The 19,945-nt window shown below is 46.8% G+C and carries 13 protein-coding genes; 3 read left to right on the plus strand and 10 right to left on the minus strand.

The window, feature by feature from the left end:
- Positions 1-145: 145 nt before the first annotated feature.
- The 4 genes from ACSSVF_RS09500 to gnd form a co-directional block, all read right to left on the minus strand.
- A complete protein-coding gene (locus ACSSVF_RS09500) occupies positions 146-2,392 on the minus strand; it encodes an Orn/Lys/Arg family decarboxylase (protein WP_492403100.1) in 2,247 nt (748 codons plus the stop codon).
- Between the two features lie 118 nt (positions 2,393-2,510).
- Positions 2,511-3,080 (minus strand): dCTP deaminase, encoded by a 570-nt coding sequence (gene dcd / locus ACSSVF_RS09505; RefSeq protein ID WP_055825679.1) that lies wholly within the window; start codon positions 3,078-3,080, stop codon positions 2,511-2,513.
- 182 nt (positions 3,081-3,262) lie between these two features.
- Positions 3,263-4,738 (minus strand): glucose-6-phosphate dehydrogenase, encoded by a 1,476-nt coding sequence (gene zwf, locus ACSSVF_RS09510; RefSeq protein ID WP_492403101.1) that lies wholly within the window; start codon positions 4,736-4,738, stop codon positions 3,263-3,265.
- 108 nt (positions 4,739-4,846) lie between these two features.
- Positions 4,847-5,752, minus strand: a complete 906-nt coding sequence (gnd, locus tag ACSSVF_RS09515; protein WP_379029035.1) for a phosphogluconate dehydrogenase (NAD(+)-dependent, decarboxylating) — start codon at positions 5,750-5,752, stop codon at positions 4,847-4,849.
- 210 nt (positions 5,753-5,962) lie between these two features.
- On the opposite strand from gnd, the gene pgl reads away from it, so the two are divergent.
- The gene (pgl, locus tag ACSSVF_RS09520; protein WP_492403103.1) at positions 5,963-6,649 is read left to right on the plus strand and encodes a 6-phosphogluconolactonase; all 687 of its coding nucleotides are present in this window, start codon (positions 5,963-5,965) and stop codon (positions 6,647-6,649) included.
- A gap of 78 nt (positions 6,650-6,727) precedes the next feature.
- Here the strand turns inward: pgl and ACSSVF_RS09525 are convergent, their stop codons facing one another.
- Together ACSSVF_RS09525 and apbC are read right to left on the minus strand one after the other, a co-directional pair.
- Complete coding sequence (locus ACSSVF_RS09525; protein ID WP_492403105.1) at positions 6,728-7,282, minus strand: DUF1003 domain-containing protein; 555 nt, start codon at positions 7,280-7,282, stop codon at positions 6,728-6,730.
- Between the two features lie 11 nt (positions 7,283-7,293).
- Entirely contained in the window at positions 7,294-8,382 is a 1,089-nt protein-coding gene (gene apbC, locus ACSSVF_RS09530) for an iron-sulfur cluster carrier protein ApbC (protein WP_492403107.1), read from the minus strand.
- A 231-nt stretch (positions 8,383-8,613) separates the two neighbouring features.
- Between apbC and ACSSVF_RS09535 the strand changes: the two genes are divergently transcribed.
- Positions 8,614-9,963: a M48 family metalloprotease gene (locus tag ACSSVF_RS09535; protein WP_492403108.1), complete on the plus strand. Its 1,350-nt coding sequence runs from the start codon at positions 8,614-8,616 to the stop codon at positions 9,961-9,963.
- A 160-nt stretch (positions 9,964-10,123) separates the two neighbouring features.
- Positions 10,124-10,582 carry a fasciclin domain-containing protein gene (locus tag ACSSVF_RS09540; protein WP_492403109.1) on the plus strand — a complete coding sequence of 153 codons (459 nt, stop codon included), beginning with the start codon at positions 10,124-10,126 and terminating at the stop codon, positions 10,580-10,582.
- Between the two features lie 51 nt (positions 10,583-10,633).
- On the opposite strand, the gene ACSSVF_RS09545 is transcribed toward ACSSVF_RS09540, so the two are convergent.
- The 4 genes from ACSSVF_RS09545 to ACSSVF_RS09560 form a co-directional block, all read right to left on the minus strand.
- Complete coding sequence (locus ACSSVF_RS09545) at positions 10,634-14,149, minus strand: TonB-dependent receptor (protein ID WP_492403110.1); 3,516 nt, start codon at positions 14,147-14,149, stop codon at positions 10,634-10,636.
- Between the two features lie 119 nt (positions 14,150-14,268).
- Positions 14,269-15,246 carry a FecR family protein gene (locus ACSSVF_RS09550; protein ID WP_492403112.1) on the minus strand — a complete coding sequence of 326 codons (978 nt, stop codon included), beginning with the start codon at positions 15,244-15,246 and terminating at the stop codon, positions 14,269-14,271.
- Positions 15,243-15,794: an RNA polymerase sigma factor gene (locus ACSSVF_RS09555; RefSeq protein ID WP_492403114.1), complete on the minus strand. Its 552-nt coding sequence runs from the start codon at positions 15,792-15,794 to the stop codon at positions 15,243-15,245. The genes ACSSVF_RS09550 and ACSSVF_RS09555 overlap by 4 nt, the downstream gene beginning before the upstream one ends.
- Positions 15,795-16,064: 270 nt before the next feature.
- Positions 16,065-19,859 (minus strand): TonB-dependent receptor domain-containing protein, encoded by a 3,795-nt coding sequence (locus ACSSVF_RS09560; RefSeq protein ID WP_492403116.1) that lies wholly within the window; start codon positions 19,857-19,859, stop codon positions 16,065-16,067.
- Positions 19,860-19,945 lie beyond the last annotated feature (86 nt).

Below are 19,945 nucleotides of genomic sequence, written 5' to 3' on the forward strand. Positions count from 1 at the left end.
GGAAGCTAGGGTGTCTTGTTCTTTGCCTTCTTTCTTATGGACAAGCATAAGAAAGAGGGTCGCCTAGAGGCGAAAAGCAGCAGAACATAAAGCCATAAAACTCCAACCATTCATCCCGCTAACTCCCTAATCCAATCAGCGAACCCTAATCATCCTGCTTAACACAATCAACAAAATACTCCGCTTTACCATTCACCAATTGCTTCACCAATCCATGGTTATCAGTCTCAAACCCCGGGAATTTCTCATTGAACTCACGCGCGAACTTCAGGTAATTGACAATGACCTTGTTAAAGCGCTCTCCTGGGATCAGCAATGGAATACCAGGCGGGTAGGGCGTCAATAAAACCGCTGTGACACGTTCTTCCAGATCATCAATGGCTACGCGTTCGATCTTGCGATGCGCCATTTTTGCGAAAGCATCGGTTGGTTTCATGGCCGGTACCATGTCTGACAAATACATTTCTGTGGTCAGGCGGGCAACATCATTGGCTTTGTAGACTTCATGGATTTGTGTAGACAAATCTTTCAGGCCAATACGCTCATAACGCGGATGTTTTTGCACGAATTCCGGCAATACTTTCCATAATGGCTGGTTCTTGTCGTAGTCATCTTTAAACTGCTGCAAGGCCGCTACCATGGTGTTCCAGCGGCCTTTTGTGATGCCGATGGTGAACATGATAAAGAAAGAATAGAGGCCGGTTTTTTCTACAATCACGCCGTGCTCAGCCAGGTATTTGGTGACGATGGCAGCGGGAATGCCGAATTCTTCAGAAAAGTCACCGTCCACATCCAGGCCGGGGGTGATGATGGTGGCTTTGATCGGGTCCAGCATGTTAAAGCCTTCGGCCAGGTTGCCAAAGCCGTGCCAGCGCTCGTTGGCTTTCAGCATCCAGGCATCGCGTTCCTCCAGGCCATCTTCTGACAAGTCAGTCGGTCCCCAGACCTTGAACCACCAGTCGGTACCCCATTCTTCGTCCACCTTGCGCATGGCACGGCGGAAATCCAGTGCTTCTTTTAAGGACTCTTCAACCAATGCTGTACCACCTGGCGCTTCCATCATGGCGGCTGCCACGTCACAGCTGGCAATGATTGAGTATTGTGGGCTGGTGGAGGTGTGCATCAGGTAGGCTTCGTTAAACAAGTCCCTATCCAGGTGATTGTTCTGGGCGTCTTGCACCAGAATCTGTGAGGCCTGGCTCAAACCCGCCAGCAATTTGTGGGTGGATTGTGTAGAGAACACCATGGATTCTTTACAGCGCGGACGGTCGGCGCCAATGGCGTGGTAGTCGCCGTAAAAGTCATGGAAGGTCGCATGTGGCAGCCAGGCTTCGTCAAAATGCAGGGTGTCGATCTTGCCATCCAGCATTTCCTTGATTTCTTCCACGTTATACAACACGCCATCATAAGTAGATTGCGTGATCGTCAGCACGCGTGGCTTGGCGTTCTTGTCGCTGGCAAACGGATTGCGGGCGATTTTTTTCTGGATATTTTCCCAGGCAAATTCGCTTTTCGGGATCGGGCCGATAATGCCGAAATGGTTACGTGTCGGCATCAGGAACACCGGGATCGCGCCGGTCATGATGATCGAGTGCAACACCGATTTATGGCAGTTACGGTCAACCACCACAATGTCACCCGGGGCAACGGTAGAGTTCCAGACGATCTTGTTGGAAGTCGAAGTGCCGTTAGTCACAAAATACAAGTGATCGCAGTTGTAGATACGTGCCGCGTTGCGCTCGGAGGCGGCTACCGGACCAGTGTGATCCAGCAACTGACCTAATTCATCGACCGCGTTACACACATCGGCACGCAGCATGTTCTCGCCAAAAAACTGGTGGAACATCTGACCAACTGGTGATTTCAGGAAAGCCACGCCACCGGAGTGACCAGGACAGTGCCAGGAATAAGAGCCATCCGCCGCGTAGTGCGTCAGTGCTTTAAAGAACGGAGGTGGCAGGCTATCCAGGTAGGCTTTTGCTTCGCGGATGATCAGGCGCGCCACAAACTCTGGCGTATCTTCATTCATGTGGATAAAGCCGTGCAGTTCGCGCAACACATCGTTAGGGATATGGCGGCTGGTGCGCGTTTCACCGTGCAGGAAGATTGGGATTTCCTCGTTGCGGTAACGGATTTCCTGCACAAAATTACGTAATTGCTCGATGGCTTCCGGTTTTTCCTCGACGATTTCCTCATCATCGATAGACAAAATAAACGCAGAAGCACGGCTTTGCTGTTGTGCGAACGAAGTCAGGTCGCCATAGCTGGTCACCCCCAGGACTTCAGTCCCTTCTTCTTCAATGGCTTTGGCCAATACACGGATACCGAGCCCGGAAGAGTTTTCGGAGCGGAAGTCTTCGTCAATGATGACGACAGGAAATCTAAATTTCATTCAATGAATCCTTAGCTTGTCACTGAAACTTGTTACGCAAAATGCAAAGGCACTGAGAAAGCCATGCTTTTACTCTGTGCCTCTGTGGTGAATGCTGGGTTGTTGGTCAATATTGATCTTATATTTTTGGCAAAGTCACACCGACCTGGCCCTGATATTTCCCACCACGGTCTTTGTAGCTGGTTTCGCAAACTTCATCAGACTCAAAGAATAGCACCTGGGCGCAGCCTTCACCGGCATAAATTTTTGCTGGCAATGGCGTGGTGTTGCTGAACTCAAGTGTGACATAGCCTTCCCACTCTGGTTCAAATGGCGTGACATTGACAATGATGCCGCAGCGGGCATAAGTGGATTTTCCCAGGCAAATGGTTAATACCGAGCGGGGAATACGGAAATATTCAACCGTGCGCGCCAATGCAAACGAGTTTGGCGGTATGACGCAATAGCCTTTGCCGGAGACTTCGACGAAGGATTGCGGGTCAAACTGTTTCGGATCGACAATAGTGCTGTTGATATTGGTGAACACGCGGAATTCGTCAGCACAGCGGATATCGTAACCATACGATGAAGTGCCGTAGGAGACGATTTTCCCGCCATTCTCTTCACGTATCAATGTCGGCGAAAACGGCTCAATCATGCCGTGTTGTTCAGCCATTCTGCGTATCCATTTATCCGACTTAATGCTCATTGCCTTATCCAGTCTTTGCGCGCCAGTTTGTTGTATACAGGCTGGCAATAAAGAGAAAAAAGCGGAGTTTAAACTCCGCTTTTAGTGAGTGCAAATAATAACAACAAATGTTGATAGATTTGCAAATTTTTTATGAATTTTTGACGATTATCGATACCAGCAGCCATAGCGGCCGCCAGTATTTATTTGTCGCCGCCTAATTCAATGCTGTAGCGCCAGAATTGATCTTCAGCTTCAAAGATCACTTTAGAAGCTTCAGGGTCACGGCTACCCGCAGGGTATTGATGTACCGGACGCTTATCTTCTGCCCAGGCTTTTACGACTGGATCAACCAGGCGCCATTGCGCTTCGGCTTCGGAAATATGCAAGTAGTTAGAATTATCACCCTGCATCAGGTTGAGCAGCAGTGCCTCGTAAGCATCCACACTGTCGTCGCTATCCTGACGATTTGCTGCATCCAGTTGAATGGTGCGCGTTTGAATATCCAGGCCTGGAATTTTGGACTGGACTTCCAGTTTGATGCATTCACGTGGCTGGATACCAATGATGAGCCAGTTCTGGTCCTGATCATTGATTTGCAGCGGTGCTTTCTTAAAGCGAATAGCAATGCGGGTATCGGCTTCGTGCAGGCGTTTAGCGGTGCGGATGTAGAACGGCACACCTTTCCAGCGTGGATTGTCGATAAACAGTTTCAATGCGGCATAAGTTTCAACCACGCTGTCTTTGTTACCAAGTTCATCCAGATAGCCAGGCACTTTTTCGCCATTGATCTCACCAGCGCTGTATTGCGCGCGGAACGCGTGTTTTTCGAGTTCAGCCACCGGGATAGGGCGGATCTGCTCTAACAATGCGATTTTCGCGTCGCGTACACCTTCTGGTGACAGGTCTTTTGGCAGTTCCATCGCGGTCAATGCCAGGGTCTGCAGAATGTGGCTTTGCAACATGTCACGCAAGGCACCGGTGCTGTCATAGAACTGGGTACGGTCGCCTACACCCAGCATTTCGGTGTTGGTGATTTGTACGTGGTCTACATACTGGTTGTTCCAGATCGGTTCGAGCACGGTATTGGTAAAGCGTTGCAGCAAAATGTTTTGCAGCGCGGATTTGCCCAGGTAGTGGTCGATACGGTAGATCTGGCTTTCTTTCAGGTGCTTGGTGATCGCAGCTTGCAATTCTTTGGCAGATGGCAGATCGGTACCAAATGGTTTTTCGATCACCACACGGCGCCAGTATTTGTCTTCTTGCGTCAGGCCAACGTTGGCCAATGATTCCACCACCGGGGCAAAGTCCACTGGGCGCACAGACAGGAAGTAAGCCAGATTCTGTGGGAAAACGCTTTCGTCGCTCAGGGTTGCTTTCAGCTTGCTGAATGCATCCGGATCGGTTGGCGGGTTGGCATGGTAAAAGTTACGCGCAATGAAGCGCTCAAACACGGCCTGGTCGTAACCTTTTTTAAATTTCGCATCCAGCATGCTTTTGATGTCTGCACGCCAGGCTTCCAGGTCAACGACCTGACGGCCAACGCCTACAATTTTCAGGTCTGCTGGCAAGCGGCCCAGTGAGTCCAGTCTGAACAAGCCAGGGTATAGTTTTACGCGGGCCAGGTTACCACTAGCGCCAAACAGCACCAGTGTGCATGGATCAATTTTATTCGTCATTTCTAACCTTAAGATAAAAATGTAAACGGGAAAGGGCAGGCCTTTCCCATATTTTTAAAAAACAGTAGCAATAAGCAAAAAGCCTCTCATCAAGAGAGGCTTGCTTTATTACTTGGTTTTTACTGCGTGACCGCCAAATGCATTACGCATCAGGGAAAGCAGTTTGTAGCTGTAGCCTTTTGAGTCCTGGCTGCGGAAACGTGCTTGCAATGCCACTGTCAGCACTGGTGCTGCCACGCCTTGCTCAACCGCTTCAACTACTGTCCAGCGGCCTTCGCCGGAGTCAGCCACGTATGGTGCAATCGCTTCCAGTTTCTGGTCATCTTTCAGCGCTTCGGCTGTCAGGTCCAGCAACCAGCTACGTACTACGGAGCCATGACGCCACAATTCAGTGATCTGAGCCAGGTCAAGATGGAAATCTTCTTTACCTTTGATCAGGTCCAGGCCTTCAGCAAACGCTTGCATCATGCCGTATTCGATACCGTTATGGATCATTTTGGTGAAGTGGCCGGAACCAACTGGACCAACGTGCGCCCAACCGCGGTCAGCGTGTGTCAATGCTTGCGCATAAGGAGCCAATACGTCTGCGAACTGTTTGTCGCCACCGTACATTAAACAGTAGCCGTTATCCAGGCCCCAGATACCGCCGGAAGTACCGCAGTCGATAAAGCCAATACCATGTTCAGCCAATAAAGCACCGCGACGCTGGCTGTGTTTATAGTTAGAGTTGCCGCCGTCGACGATGATATCGCCTTTGTTCAGCAGTGGGATCAGGTCTTTGATTTGGTTTTCGGTGATTTCACCTGCTGGTAACATCAGCCAGACGATTTTTTGACCTTCCAGTTTACTCACTGCATCAGCAACTGAGGTTGCTGCTTCAAGGCCTTCGTCTTTTACGAGTTTGTTAACGAATTCGGTGTTAAAGTCAAAACCAACCACGTTGATTTTGTGACGAAGCAAACGTGCAGCCATATTGCCGCCCATTTTGCCCAAGCCAATCATTGCTAATTTCATTCGGATTTTCCTATGGTGTAAGGACAGTTATTGAAACACCCATCTTTTGGATGGCATGAACCCGAGCGGGGTTAATTTGATAATTTTGCAGAATTATCATGTCGAGTCAGGTATAATTATATCAAATGCAGCCTGCGACTGAAAGGCTGCATTTTGTTATTTAACAAAAATGACTCAAAGTAGTTTTGTATCGTTTTCTACAGGTTTTCTATGTCTTTAAACACTCAAACACGCTGGCACACTTTTCAATCACAAGATGAGATCAATCAGGCCGCTTTGCAGCGCATTTTAAAAGCTGCGGACGAAGCCATTGCCAAACACGGCGATTTCCTGATTGTTTTGGCTGGAGGTAGCACCCCCAAGGCGGTGTACCAACTGCTGGCTAAAGCCGATGCCGACTGGTCCAAATGGCATGTTTATCATAACGATGACCGTTGCCTGCCTGTGGATCACGCCGAGCGTAACAGCAAAATGGCGCGCGATGCCTGGTTGAGTCATGTAGCGATACCTGAAAGCCAGATCCATGATATTCCTGCTGAATTAGGCAATATCGAAGGTGCAAAAGCGTATACAGAGACATTAAAAGGTGTGCGCACCTTTGATCTGGTCATTCTCGGCCTGGGTGAAGACGGTCATACTGCCAGCCTGTTCCCCGGCCAGGTCGTAAACAATACGGCAGATGCGGTACCTGTGTTTAATTCACCCAAGCCACCCGCTGATCGTATTACCATCAGCCAGGACCGCCTGAATAACACCAATGAAGTCATGTTTTTGGTGACTGGTGCCGGCAAGCAAGAGGCTGTTGATAATTGGCGCAACGGCGTTGCCATTCCGGCGACACTGATTCAGTCACCCAATGGTGTCGATGTCTACAATTTTGGCGTTGAGCTGAAATAAAAAAGCTTTAAACCATGAATCAATAAAAAAGCGCCATCAGGCGCTTTTTTTGTATCTTGAATCTTTCGCGGTTTGAATTTATTTGGCTTTATCCACCAGCAGTTTTTCCAGCAAAGTGATTTGCTGTTGCTGCAGTTGAATCAGCTCCTGCCATTGCTGGTTACGTAAACCATCCATTTTTTCATGTAGCAGCAATATCTCTAATTCTGCTTTCAGGTTCACTTCGTAGTCATGTTCGGCCTGGCCGCGGTCAATCTCGGCTTCCCGGTTTTGCGACATCAAAATGATAGGTGCCTGAATGGACGCCAGCATGGATAAAAACAGGTTGAGCAAGATATAAGGGTAGGGGTCAAACGCGCTGTCGTAACGCAGCAATATGACGGAATTCAATATCACCCAAGCGACCAGCACAAAAATAAACGCAAAAATAAAGGTCCATGACCCGCCAAAACGCGCCACGGCATCCGCTGCGCGTTGCCCGAAATCAGACGCTTCACTGGCTTTTTGTGACGGGTGGCGCGAAATATGGCGGCGCTCGGTCAGTTGCCTCACCACTCTTTTCGTGCCTTCATCCATGGCTTCGTACTGCGTGCCGATCAGGTCTTCTGCAATATGGTGCTCACGGCTTGTCATCGTGTAACTTTCTAGGTTTTCTGGATCACAATATTAGGGAATTTGGCGCTATGGTCCAAACTGGCGATCGCAATCTTACTGGCGGCTTTGCGCGCGATCTCCTTATAGATGCTTGAGATTTTGCTATCCGGACTGGCAATAACAGTCGGCTGGCCGCTATCCGCCTGCACGCGGATACTGATATCCAGCGGCAGGCTGCCCAATAAATCCACGTTGTAATCGCTGGCCATCACTGCGCCACCGCCCGCGCCAAAAATATGTTCTTCATGGCCGCAGTTGGAGCAGATATGCGTGCTCATATTTTCGACGATGCCGAGAATCGGGATGCCGACTTTCTCGAACATTTTCAGGCCTTTGCGCGCATCCAGCAAGGCAATATCTTGCGGTGTCGTCACGATGATCGCGCCAGTCACCGGGATTTTTTGTGCCAGTGTCAATTGAATGTCACCGGTACCAGGCGGTAAATCAATCACCAGGTAATCCAGATCCTGCCAGCGTGTATCGCGTAACAATTGTTCCAGCGCGCCAGTCACCATAGGCCCGCGCCACACCATAGGTGTATCGGTATCCACCAGAAAACCGATACTCATGGCCTGGATGCCATGTGCGCGCATGGGTTCAATGCTCTTGCCATCGGCACTGTCAGGGCGTCCGCTGATCCCCAGCATCTGTGGCTGGCTAGGGCCATAGATATCCGCATCCAGTAGGCCGACGGTCGCACCTTCAGCCGCTAGCGCCAGGGCCAGATTGACTGAGGTCGTAGATTTACCCACGCCACCTTTGCCAGAAGCCACCGCAATCACATTTTTCACGTTAGGCAACAGGTTTACGCCGCGCTGCGCACTGTGCGCCACGATACGGCTGCCAATATTGACAGTGATTTTGCCTATGCCATCAATACTTCTCAAAGAATCAACAACTTGCTGTCTAATCACATCAAACTGGGTTTGTGCCGGATAACCCAACACCACATCCAGGCTGACATCACTGCCGTTGATCTGGATATTCTTAATGGATTTGCCACTGATAAAATCCTTGCCAGTGTTTGGGTCTATGCAAAGTTTAAGGGTGCTTTGAATCAATAAATCGCTGATGGCCATGCTTGGGATTCCTGCAGAAATGCCTGACTGATTAGATCGGGTATTTTACTGCATCCCTCGCAATTAGGCATCCTACTAATTTAGGCACTACATATTCAGCTCGAATGCTAAATACAGCGTAGTCATTTTTTAAAATGCGACAATATTTAATAGCCATTTACTCTGATTAAAAATCAACTTATTCTACGGTTTAGGCATAAAAACAATTCAAATAATTAAAAGATAGGATCAATGATGAGGTTCTACAGGCTGGTTGCTATAAGCGCTTTGCTCATGCTGGTTTCGGGGTGTGCCACCAATGCCATGACAGGCAGGAAACAACTGGCTTTTGTTTCAGAAAAGTCGGTGATACAGCAAAGTGACAGCATGTATCTGTCACTGGTCGATGGGTATGAGAAAAAAGGCAAGCTCTCAAAAGACCCTGAAGTGAATGAGCGCGTGCGGACCATCACCAACCGGCTGGTACATAGGGCAATAGAATACCGGCCAGAAACCGTAGACTGGAACTGGCAGGTCAATGTGATCGAAGACGACACGCCCAATGCATTCTGCATGCCTGGTGGAAAAATGGGGGTGAATACTGGCCTGCTGGAGAAGATACAGCCTACCGATGACGAGTTGGCCCAGGTCATGGGGCATGAGATCTCACACGCCTTAGCCAATCACGGTGCAGAAAAGATGTCGAATCAGATCCTTGGCCAGATCATTGTCGGCACAGTCGCTGTTGTCGCCGCAGCCGCTGATAGCAATAATGGCCGCTACAACCCGCAAACGCAACGAGCCGTTCAAGATGTGGCTGTGGTTGGCGCTGCAGCATTTATCACCCTGCCCAATAGCAGAACCGCCGAAACTGAAGCCGATAAGATGGGGGTGGAAATCGCTGCCCAAGCCGGCTATGACCCAGCCGCAGCCATCAGTATTTGGGAGAAGATGATGAGCGCCACCGGCCAGAAATCACGCGGTGATTTTTGGAGCACCCACCCCTCATCACCTAACAGAATAGATGCATTCAAAGCCCTGCAAGAGCCTATGCAGCAAATCTATGCGCAGAGCAAATTAAGCTACACGGCCGAAAACCAGCCCAGTTACAACTTTGTGAAAATGGGCACCGACCCATTAGCTAATTCAAGCAATGTCAGGGTCGTGACCAGTGAGGGGGCAAGCAATAGCTTTGCCTCGTCAACCATGGTGCTAAAGCCACGCATATTTTATTCGGCCGAATTTGCTGCATTTAAACAAGGCACCCTGGAATTGACCTGTGTGAATTGCGGGCTGACCAACCTGATGAACAATTCAACCATCAATGAATATGTGCAAAAAGAGGATTGGCGCAGATTGATGCAAACGCTGATCAAAGTGAATCACAAGTCGGATTTAGCTTATTACCATCTAGGGCTGGCAGCGGAAGGCATGGGCCATAAAGAAGCCGCAAAAACCTATTTTGAAAAAGCCAGGGAGTTGTTCCACGGCCAGGAGTTCAGCTGTGCGACTGCTAAAATGAACAAATGCAAAGATATGAGTATTGCAGAACTGGTTGAGGTCAAACTGGCAAATCAAGAGCAGCTGCTAACTGAAAAGTAGTGCTCCTGCATCCAGGCCTATATATGGGCTTGGTAAGTTGCCTGTAAGCTAAAAAGGCGGCAAGGTAAGTTACGCGTAAGGCGGGATGGATAATGTAAGCACATGGGTGACAGGGTAGCAAAACCGACATCCGTGCTTAACAATTATCAGGAAAGCCATCATGAAAAAAATACTCGCACTCACACTTCTAGCCATCAGCTTTTCCAGCATGGCCTATGCAGATACTTTATTGCAAACCGCACAGCAGGACGGCAGCTTCAAAACCTTTTTAAAAGCAGTCAAAATCGCGGGTCTGGATAACACGTTGAATGGCGATGGTCCGATAACCTTATTTGCGCCAGATGACGCCGCTTTTGCCAAACTGCCCAAAGCCAAACTAAACGCACTGATGGCGAATAGCGATCAACTCAAAAAAGTGCTTTCTTACCATATCTACCCTGGCAAAATCACCCAGGCCGATGTGAGCGCCGGAAAAATAAAATCTTTAGAAGGTGCTGATCTACAGCTCTCAGTCACCGAGGGTGTAAAAGTGAATAACGTGAAAGTGACAGGCAATGAACTCAATGCTGATAATGGTGTGATTCACACAGTGAGTGCTGTGCTTATTCCGAAAAGCTAGTGATTGTTTTAATCAGCAAAAGCCATCAGGCTTTTGCTTAAACAACGATCATTAATCTGGGACAAAATGCCAGTTAAGACTAAACCAAATTCCTCTAGGCGCACCAGGCGCAACAAAGTTAGTGCTTAGCCAATCCCCTGAGTTATGGTTGTAACCATCCGGTCCGATGGCGCCATTGATACTTGGCGAAAATGGATTCACCCCCAAGCGTCCAGCACTGAAATACTCCTTATCAAACAAGTTATTCACCAACATTGTTGCGGTCCATTCCTTGTTGAACTTATAGCTCGTTTGGAAATTGAATACGGTATATCCGGGAATCTTCCCTGGGTTGGATGAGGGCTGGCGATAGACGGTGTCATACCTTTGAAATATACCTGAGGAGTTATAAACAGGTACTACCACTGGTCTAGGAACTCCTGGTCGATGTTCATTATTTTCGTTGCCACGGAGATATGACCATGAATGCAAAACTGCGCCCAAAGTAACAGTCCAATCAGGTGTGATGTCATAACTAAAATTAGCATTTAAATTATGTAATGAAACACCAGGCATACGATCCCCTGGCTTTACTGTAATTTCACCTGAAGTTATGTCTCCACTACCAGGAATGACTACGGGTGTGGTAGCACTGCTGTTAGCATCCCCGCCTGTGATAAAGCTATTTCTAAATCTGGCGTCAGTTAATGCATAGTTAAGTCCAAATCTTGCCTTACCCACTTCTCCACTCAGCCCCATTTCGATACCTTGACGACGGGTTTTTCCAACAGTATCAAAGAAATTCTGGTTACCAAAATAAGTAACCATGTAAATATCATTCTTTAATTCAGTTCGGTAATAGCCTAGATTCCATTGTAAGGAGTCACCCCATTGACCACGAGCTCCAATATCGAATGTTTCTGCCCTTACTTGTGGCAGATAAGGGTCACCTGAAAGACCATTTGGCAATTGACAAGAGCGCCCAAGCACAACACTTCTGGGCATGTAAATGTTATTACCATTTATGTCTTTACCATAAACTGCTGGCGTTTTATCCAAAGCGCAACCTAGCTCAACGACACTTGGTGTTCGCGTACCTTGTGCCCAGTTAGCATATAAATTCAAATTGTCATTGGCTTGCCAAGTGGTTCCTAATGAAGGGTTCAAAGAGTAATAGCTGAATTTTTCTTGCTCAGCAGGCAATATAAAAAATGCATCCTGAGCATCTAGATAACCCGTCCCTGGGCAAGTGCCATTTTGGCATAATGCGAAATTTGCTGGATCATTCAGATATCTGCTTAACGTGATTTCCGATTGACCAAAATCACGAGCTGTCACTCTACTGTTCACTTGTGTTTGGTTGTAACGAAGTGCACCGGTGATATGTACGGTTTCAATGGGTGCCCATGTTTCGCTGATATACACACTTTTGGTAATTGAATTACCATCAAAATCGTTGTTCCTAATTGGGTAGTCAGCAGCCGTAAATACATCTAAGGCTCGGTTGCCATCAACTGTACCGTTGCGTTTGCTATCAAAAAAACCTAACTGCTGCGAGTTGTTATATTGTGCGTAGGCATTATCAATAGAGGCGCCCACCATCAATTTATGCTTTTCCCAGTTCCAGTTGAATTGTAGTGAAGCACCATCAACTGTTTGATTAATACGATTATCATTAATAATTGCAGTAGGAATCCCTTCTACAACCCCTGGTCCACCGTTAGACAGACCATCTATCGTCTCAACACCCCTTGGGCCAATGAGCGGATTGTAATATTTTCCCGCAGCGCTGCCTGCCTGAGTGTCGTTACATGCTGTGCCATTACGGGGAGTTATAAATGCGACTAAATGTTTGCCACCATTTGTATCGTAATAAAATGATTGACCTATTCCACCCAGTACGCCATAACCCACTCCTAAACCATCGTCGCCAGCAAAACTTCCTCCGCCACCTAATGTTGAAGCATCAAGAATGTGTGAGCTCTCTCCGTTTGAATAAGGGGTTACAGCCCCTCCGTTCTCATCAAAGACAACGTTTGTGCGAATATAACGTATGGGGTTTTGCCAATATGTAACAACTTGTTGTGCATGGGCTAAATACGCTGCTGCTTCAGGAGTATCAGTAAGTGACTGATTGAAGGCGTCTGCATCTAAAAGTGAAAAATCTACATTCCCGTTGTTAAATAGTTCATTCAAAAACGGACTGCTCGAAAGGTCATTAGGATCGGGGATGTCGATCACAACGTAGTTTGGTAAACCATATTCTGCAGCGCGGCCCTCACTATCGTATAAGCATGTGTATTCTTGTCCACTAGTAAAGTTTTGACTAAGGCCTTGCCCTGCGTAACCGGAATAAACATCTGCATTTTTCTGATTTCGGCGACTGTTTCTACGATATACCTGCCCAGTAATGCTGAACCTATCATTAACAAAGTAGTTTCCTGATAATTGGAATTGAGACAATCTATTTTTTGTTTCATCAGGGCTGGTAAATACACTGCGACGATCTTGTTCATAAAAGTTAGTTGGAACAACACCATTTCCAGTCAGGTCGGTTCCCACTATCAATGTGCTTAGATTCAGATCCAGCTTATCACCACGATAGCTGGCCTTACCAAAAAACTGATTCACTTTACTCGGTGAGTTGTCGCGCCAGCCATCTTCTAAAAAAAAGTTACCTGCTCCAAATAAACCGATAGTGCCATTATTCCAACCAGCCTCACCTTGTAAATACTTGCGCCCATAAGACCCGGTAAGAACAGTGGCGTCTGTACCAGTATTATTAAAGCCATCTTTTGTTTTCACTGAAAAAGCCCCGCCTAAAGTACCTAGACCAAATATAGGATTTGAGCCTGGGAATACGTCCACACTAGCTAACGCATTCATGGGAATCATGTCCCAGTTCACTACATCCCCAAATGGTTCATTCACACGAATGCCATCGAAAAAGACGGATAACCCCTGCGGTGTGCCAATTTGCGGCCCGGCAGTAAATCCACGGTATTGCACATCCATCTGGAATGGATTGCCCTGGTAGTCATTCACCGTGACTGATTGTAATTTGCGGTTCATCAAGTCTGTAATACTTAACGAATGGGCCTCTTTGATTTCTTTAGCTGAGATGCTCTGAACATTGCCAGGAATTTGTTCTTTGGTTAAACCCAAGCCAGGCAGAGGGCCGATTTCGTAGAAGCGTTTTGCGCGAACTTCAACCTTCTCCAGCTCCAGGTTCTCCGCCTTTTTCTGCACCACTGGCCGCGCGGTGCGAATCACAATCGTGCCATCTTCTTGCACTGCTTCAAGGCCAGAATCTTCCAACACTCTTTTTAAGGCATCCATCTCGCCATAGTTGCCTTTTACTGGCGGGGCGGTTTTGCCATTGACTAGCGTTTTATCGAAGATGATGTTTTTGCCGGTTTGGGTGGCGAATTGTTTTAGAGCATTGCCCAGTGGTTGGGATTGAATATTGATATTGGCGGGGATATCCGTCTTTAAAGGCTCGGCTTCGGCCATGCCTATGTGATACATCGCGCAAAACAGTAATGCCGATTGTTTACTTATACGATTGATTTTTTTTGTTTTAAACATGTTGCAACCCACCTCAAAAAGTCCCCTCAACAGACTAATGACGAGGAGGGCGGCAACTCCCTGATGTGAGAAAGGTAAATTTTTGTGAGGCTCAGCGAGTATCGAGTGACTACGCTGAGCTATCGATCCAGCACGGCGGTTTCAGTGTCAGACTCTTGCAGTTTGACTGGCGCCACTGCTGGCAGGGTTTTAATAAACTTGTTGAGTGTTTTTACATCGACCACAGCTGAGATTTCTGCATTGGCGTGTGAGTGATTCACTAACGGTGGTTCGCGGTAGCGTGACAGGGTTTCGGTGACTTCATTCAACGGCGCACCATCAAAAATCAGTTTGCCTTGCAGGAAAGCAAAATAGTCTTTGGCGGATTTTTGCACTTTCACCGGGCTGGCTTGCGCTTTCACTTCTGCGACCTGACCATCAGTGAGCAGCACGCTGTTCGCCTGGTCAGTTTGCAGCGTTTCGACCAGTACTTTGCCGTGATCGACCGCGACCACTGTTTTATGGTTGATCATATTCACGACAAAACGCGTGCCTTTCACGGTGATTCTGGCGTGGTTGCTTTCGACAATAAATGGCCGATCAGCGTCTTTCACCACTTCAAACACTGCCTGGCCGTGCAGCAGTTGCACATAACGTTTATCGCGGTAATACAGCACTTTGGTGTCGCTGTGCGCATCGAGGGTGAGTTTGCTGCCATCTGACAAATAGCGGCTGACAATATGGCCGGGTGCGCTAGTTTGGGCGATGGTTTCCAGCGGTTGGGCGTGCCATTGTTGCAACTGGTTAAACGCAAACAAGCTGGAAAGGCCAATGAGCGCGATTGCGCCCAATTTAGCATAAGTGGTATTTTTTTGGCGCTTGCGGATATCCTCATCGAGTTTGCGCATACTCATCGCCTGCGAGATATGGCTGATCTGCGCCGACGAATCAAAATCGCCCCAGGTTTCTGCAATGCTTTGGTAAGCCTGTCTATGCGCTTCAGACTCCATCAGCCAGGCTTCAAACTTACTTCTATCGACGTGATCCGGCGCAGCGTCCTTCAGGCGCATAAACCATTTGGAAGCTTGCTCCAGGATCAGGTGTCGTTGACGGGTCATTTGTCGTTCAGCAGGTAATCTTTAGCCAGTGAAATATCCACCAGCGCCCGTATCATATGTCGCTCCACCATATTCAGGCTGATGTTAAGCTCAGTGGCAACGTCCGTTTGCAGCTTGCCTTCAATCCTGTGCATCCAGAACACCTGGCGGCACTTGGGTGGCAGGCAATCAATGATGTTTTGCAGCGCCAGCATGCGCTGCTTTAAATCGGCTATTTTCTCGGGAGAGTGCTGGTAGCTGTGCTCATGCTCGGCATCCAGTAAATCAGAGTTGGCGCCACCGATTTCCATATCTACATAATGAGCAGCATCACGGTAGTAATCCACAATGGTGTTTTTAACGATGCCGCGCATATAAGCCTGCGGCTCATCAATCTGCCTCAGGCTGTTTTTTACCGCAAACTTCACAATCGCGTCGTGCAATACATCGTTCGCCAGATGGAAATTCCTGGTTTGCCCGTAAATACTGCGAAACAAATCGGTGTAAACCCATTTCAAACTCAGGTTGCACCAGTAAGTATCATTGTCGGCTTTGCTTAAAAAACTCATTACATAAACCAGGGTGAGTGTATTGAGCAAATTTTGCTGCAATATTTATGCCGTGATTAAGGCACGATGCAAGCCTTTGTTTTGCATGCGTTTGTGAAAATCGCCTTCTAAAATAAATGGCTACATAATTTAAATATTGGCTGATATCAGCCAATATTGACGTTTATCGGAATAGCTATTAAAACTGTTTTCATTAAAGTCACATTTCTTAGTTAGTATCGGCTTATTTCGTAATGAGATATCCTAGTCAGAATTCGTGATTTATACTTTTTAGTCGGGTTTGAATTGATAGGTTAGTGTAATGAAAGCAGATCTTGGCGCCCCTATGCCAAGAAAACTAGTCCCTTGCCACTCACTGCTGTTGTAGTTAAATCCACTAGCACCAATTGCGCCATTAACAGAAGGTGAAAAGGCATTCAGACCAAGTCTCCCGGCTGTCGCATATTCTTTATTAAATAAATTGTAGACCTGAAGGCCCAATGCCCACTCTTTTGTTAGTTCGTAACGGGTTTGTAAATTAAACACAGTATATCCAGCTGTTTTACCATCGCGCCAATCCGGACGTGGAATATCGCAGACACCTCCAATCAAATTACCTGGATTCACAGGATCAGGAATTAGGCATTCTGTACGAATTGGTGTGGCTGGTCCTGCTCGATGTTGATTATTTTCGTTCCCTCTCACAAAAGCTTCCGAATGCATGACAGCATTAAGGCCTACGAACCATTTATCTGTGATTTCATAACCAAAATTGAAATTAAGATTATGTAGCGGCACTCCTGGCATTCGAGCACCCTTTTGCACTCGAGTTTTGCCAAAATTATTTATAGTCACCACTTGACCATCCACAATTCTGGTTCCCGACACTGTCTTGTCACTGAAGGATGTACTGTTGTAAGGGCTCAAAATATCAAAATCCGATTGGAATGTTGCATCGGTTAAAGCGTAATTGACTCCAAAACTCGCTTTACCTAATTTACCTTTAAACCCCATTTCCAATCCTTGACGCTTGGTATCACCGACATTTTGGAAAAAACTGCGATTTGAGGCGATACTCACAAAGTAAATATCGTCTGTAAGGTCAGTGCGATATAAGCTGGCATTCCATTCAATATTTTCACTCCACCTTCCACGTGCACCAATTTCCATGCTATTTGATCTAACTTGCTTCAAATGCGGGTCACCGGACATTGTTGTTGGTAAATTGCACGTGCGACGGTCAGCCAAAGATCGCTCTTGATACAAAACGGGGTTAGTACCTGGTAAAGGCACTAATGTATCGTCATAAGCACAGCCAAGTTCAATCACAGTTGGGGTTCTGGCGCCACGACTCCAATTACCATAAAGGTTTAGATCTTCGTTTGCCTGCCACGTCATACCAAAAGAGGGGTTGAAAGATCGGTAATTAAACTTTTCCGTGGGCGTAGTTTCAAGCACAGACATATCTGAATTAAGAGAAAGCGATGGGTCGTATTGAACTATGGCGCCATCCAAGCCAGTTGGGCAAAAGGTGCCATCAACAAGGCCATCGCCATCATTATCGACACCTCTACATAATGTAAGAGGGTTAATTTCATTTCGAAGACTAGTAAGTGAAGCCTCCAAGAATTTGGAAATAGCATTTACATCTAGACTATTTTTTACCCTGGTCCAGTTAAAACGTGCAGCCGTGGTGAAATTTAATGTTTCAGTGGGTTTCCAAGTTTCACTTGCATAAATACTTTTGGTAATTGAGTCACCACTAAAATCATTCAGCCGTAATGCACGTGCTGAATCTCGGGCATAAAACTCATAACCCAACTCATTTGGAGCTTCATAACCATTTCTTTTCCCATCTAACATACCTAAGAATTGTGCACTGGTATATGCTGCATCTGCCTTATCAATTGAGCCGCCGAACATAAACTTATGCTTATCCAGGTTCCAGTTGAATTGTAAAGATCCACCCTTGCCCAACTGGTCAACTGCGGTCTCGCTAATAATTGCTGTGGGGGTTCCATCGATTACACCAGTCCCAGTACCCAACCCACTTTGACCTACAGCACCCGAGTAAGCACCATCTCGGTTGATTTGGTACCCATTCGCATCATTCGCGCACACACCTAAAAATCCTCCAGCCTCACAACTCCCAACAATTAAATTAGGATCACGCAGGCCTGAATTAACTGGATCAAGAATAATAAAGCGGTTAAAAAAACCATTATCGTCCACATATCCGTTATCAATATTGAACCCTTGTGCTCCTGGCATCAGTTCAACGTAATAACTGGAGGGACGTGGATTACCAAATTCATCAGTGCCAGCAAAAGCGCCACCTCCTTGTGCAGCCTGGGCCACTTCAGCGTATCTGGCTTGATTCTGGAAATAATTTAATGCAAATTGATAAAATGCTGTTGGTAATGGATTATTAAACTCACCCAATCCTGGCGCAGCTGGTGTTGCAAAGTTATAAATCACATTGTTATCTATCAACCTAGGGTCAGCAGTCCATCTTGGTACATTTACACCTGACCCATCATTGGCGGGCAACGTACCTTGCTGTCCGGGAAGAACAGCGGTCATGAAATTGTTACCGACAGCCAAATTGTTTACGTTGAACAATGGGTTTGCAACAAAATCACCATTACCATTAAGCACTTGTGCGGAATTACCATTCGCATCTAACGCAAAACCAAAATTATCTGCTGCAACATTCACGGCATAAGTGTTGTAGTCAGGTAGGCCATCATTATTAATGTCAGAATAACCATACAGCACTTGCCTACCTTGAGTATTGGGTGTGTAGTATCCATTGAAGTTTTCATTCACATCCGTGGTCTTTGTTTTCCGTTTACTTTTACGGTTATAAATTTGGCCGGTGATGTTGAACGTATCAGTTACATCCCAGATTCCTGACAACTGGAATTGTAATAAGTCATTTTTGCTCTTATCTGGTGAGGTATAGACCTGCTTAGGATTTTGGTCCACCATCTGCTCCGGCAACAGACCATTTCCTGTTAATTTATTTCCGGCATAGAGCATAGACAAACCCACACGAGCACGTTCGCTTTGCCATTCAGTCTTGCCGAATATTTGGTTTACTTTGCTCGGCGAGTTATCACGCCACCCATCTTCTAAGAAGAAGTTTCCCGACAGAAAGCCAGCGATTACGCCATTATTATTCCCAGCTGAAATTTGCAACTGCTTGCGACCAAATGATCCTGTAAGAATTTCAGCATCAAGGGATTTACCATCAAAACCACTTTTGGTGCGCATTGCAATTGCACCACCTAAGGTACCTAACCCAAAAATAGGGTTAGACCCAGGGAATACATCAATACCGCTCAACGCATTAAGTGGAAGCATGTCCCAATTCACCACATCACCAAACGGCTCGTTAACTCGGATTCCGTCCAGAAACACCGAGATACCTTGTGCGGTACCTAATTGCGGAGATGCAGTGAAACCGCGGTATTGCAAATCCATTTGAAACGGATTGCTTTGATAGTCATTAACAGTTACAGATTGCAGCTTGCGATTCATTAAATCGGTCAAGCTTAATGAGTGAGACTCTCTAATCTCTTGTGCTGTAATACTTTGTACATTGCCGGGAATTTCTTCCTTAGTCAGTGCTAATCCAGGAAGCGGCCCAATTTCATAAAATTTTTTTGCCCTTACTTCAACTTTCTCAATCTCAACGCTTTTATCTTCTACACGGACAGGAATGCGCTGAATATAAAGCGTTTGGTCGTTGAGCTTAGCTTCAAGGCCTGTATTCACAAGTAATTTTTGCAGAGCTTCCTTACTGCGCATGCTTCCACTCAATGCTGGTGCCTGCTTATTCTGGATTAACTTATCGTTATAAGTAATATTCAAGCCTATTTTTGCACTAAGTGCTTTGAGCGATGCTGCAAGTGGCTGGGCGGGCAGGTTGACTGTAATTTTTTGCCCCAGAACAATCTCTTCATCTGTTTTTGGCAGCTTGGTATTCAACTCGGCCGCATGCAATGTGGCAAGCCAATACGGGTTACTGGCAAAACATGCAGCGATGGCTGCCCCCAGAATTATTTTTTTAGGTTTATGCATCAGGATTTCCTCGTTATTCCTTGGCTTGTTATTGCCTTAATGCACGAGGAATCGAAACCCTGATATAGCAATTGCAAAAGATTGTT

Source organism: Methylophilus sp. E2MeOHC9, assembly GCF_058744375.1.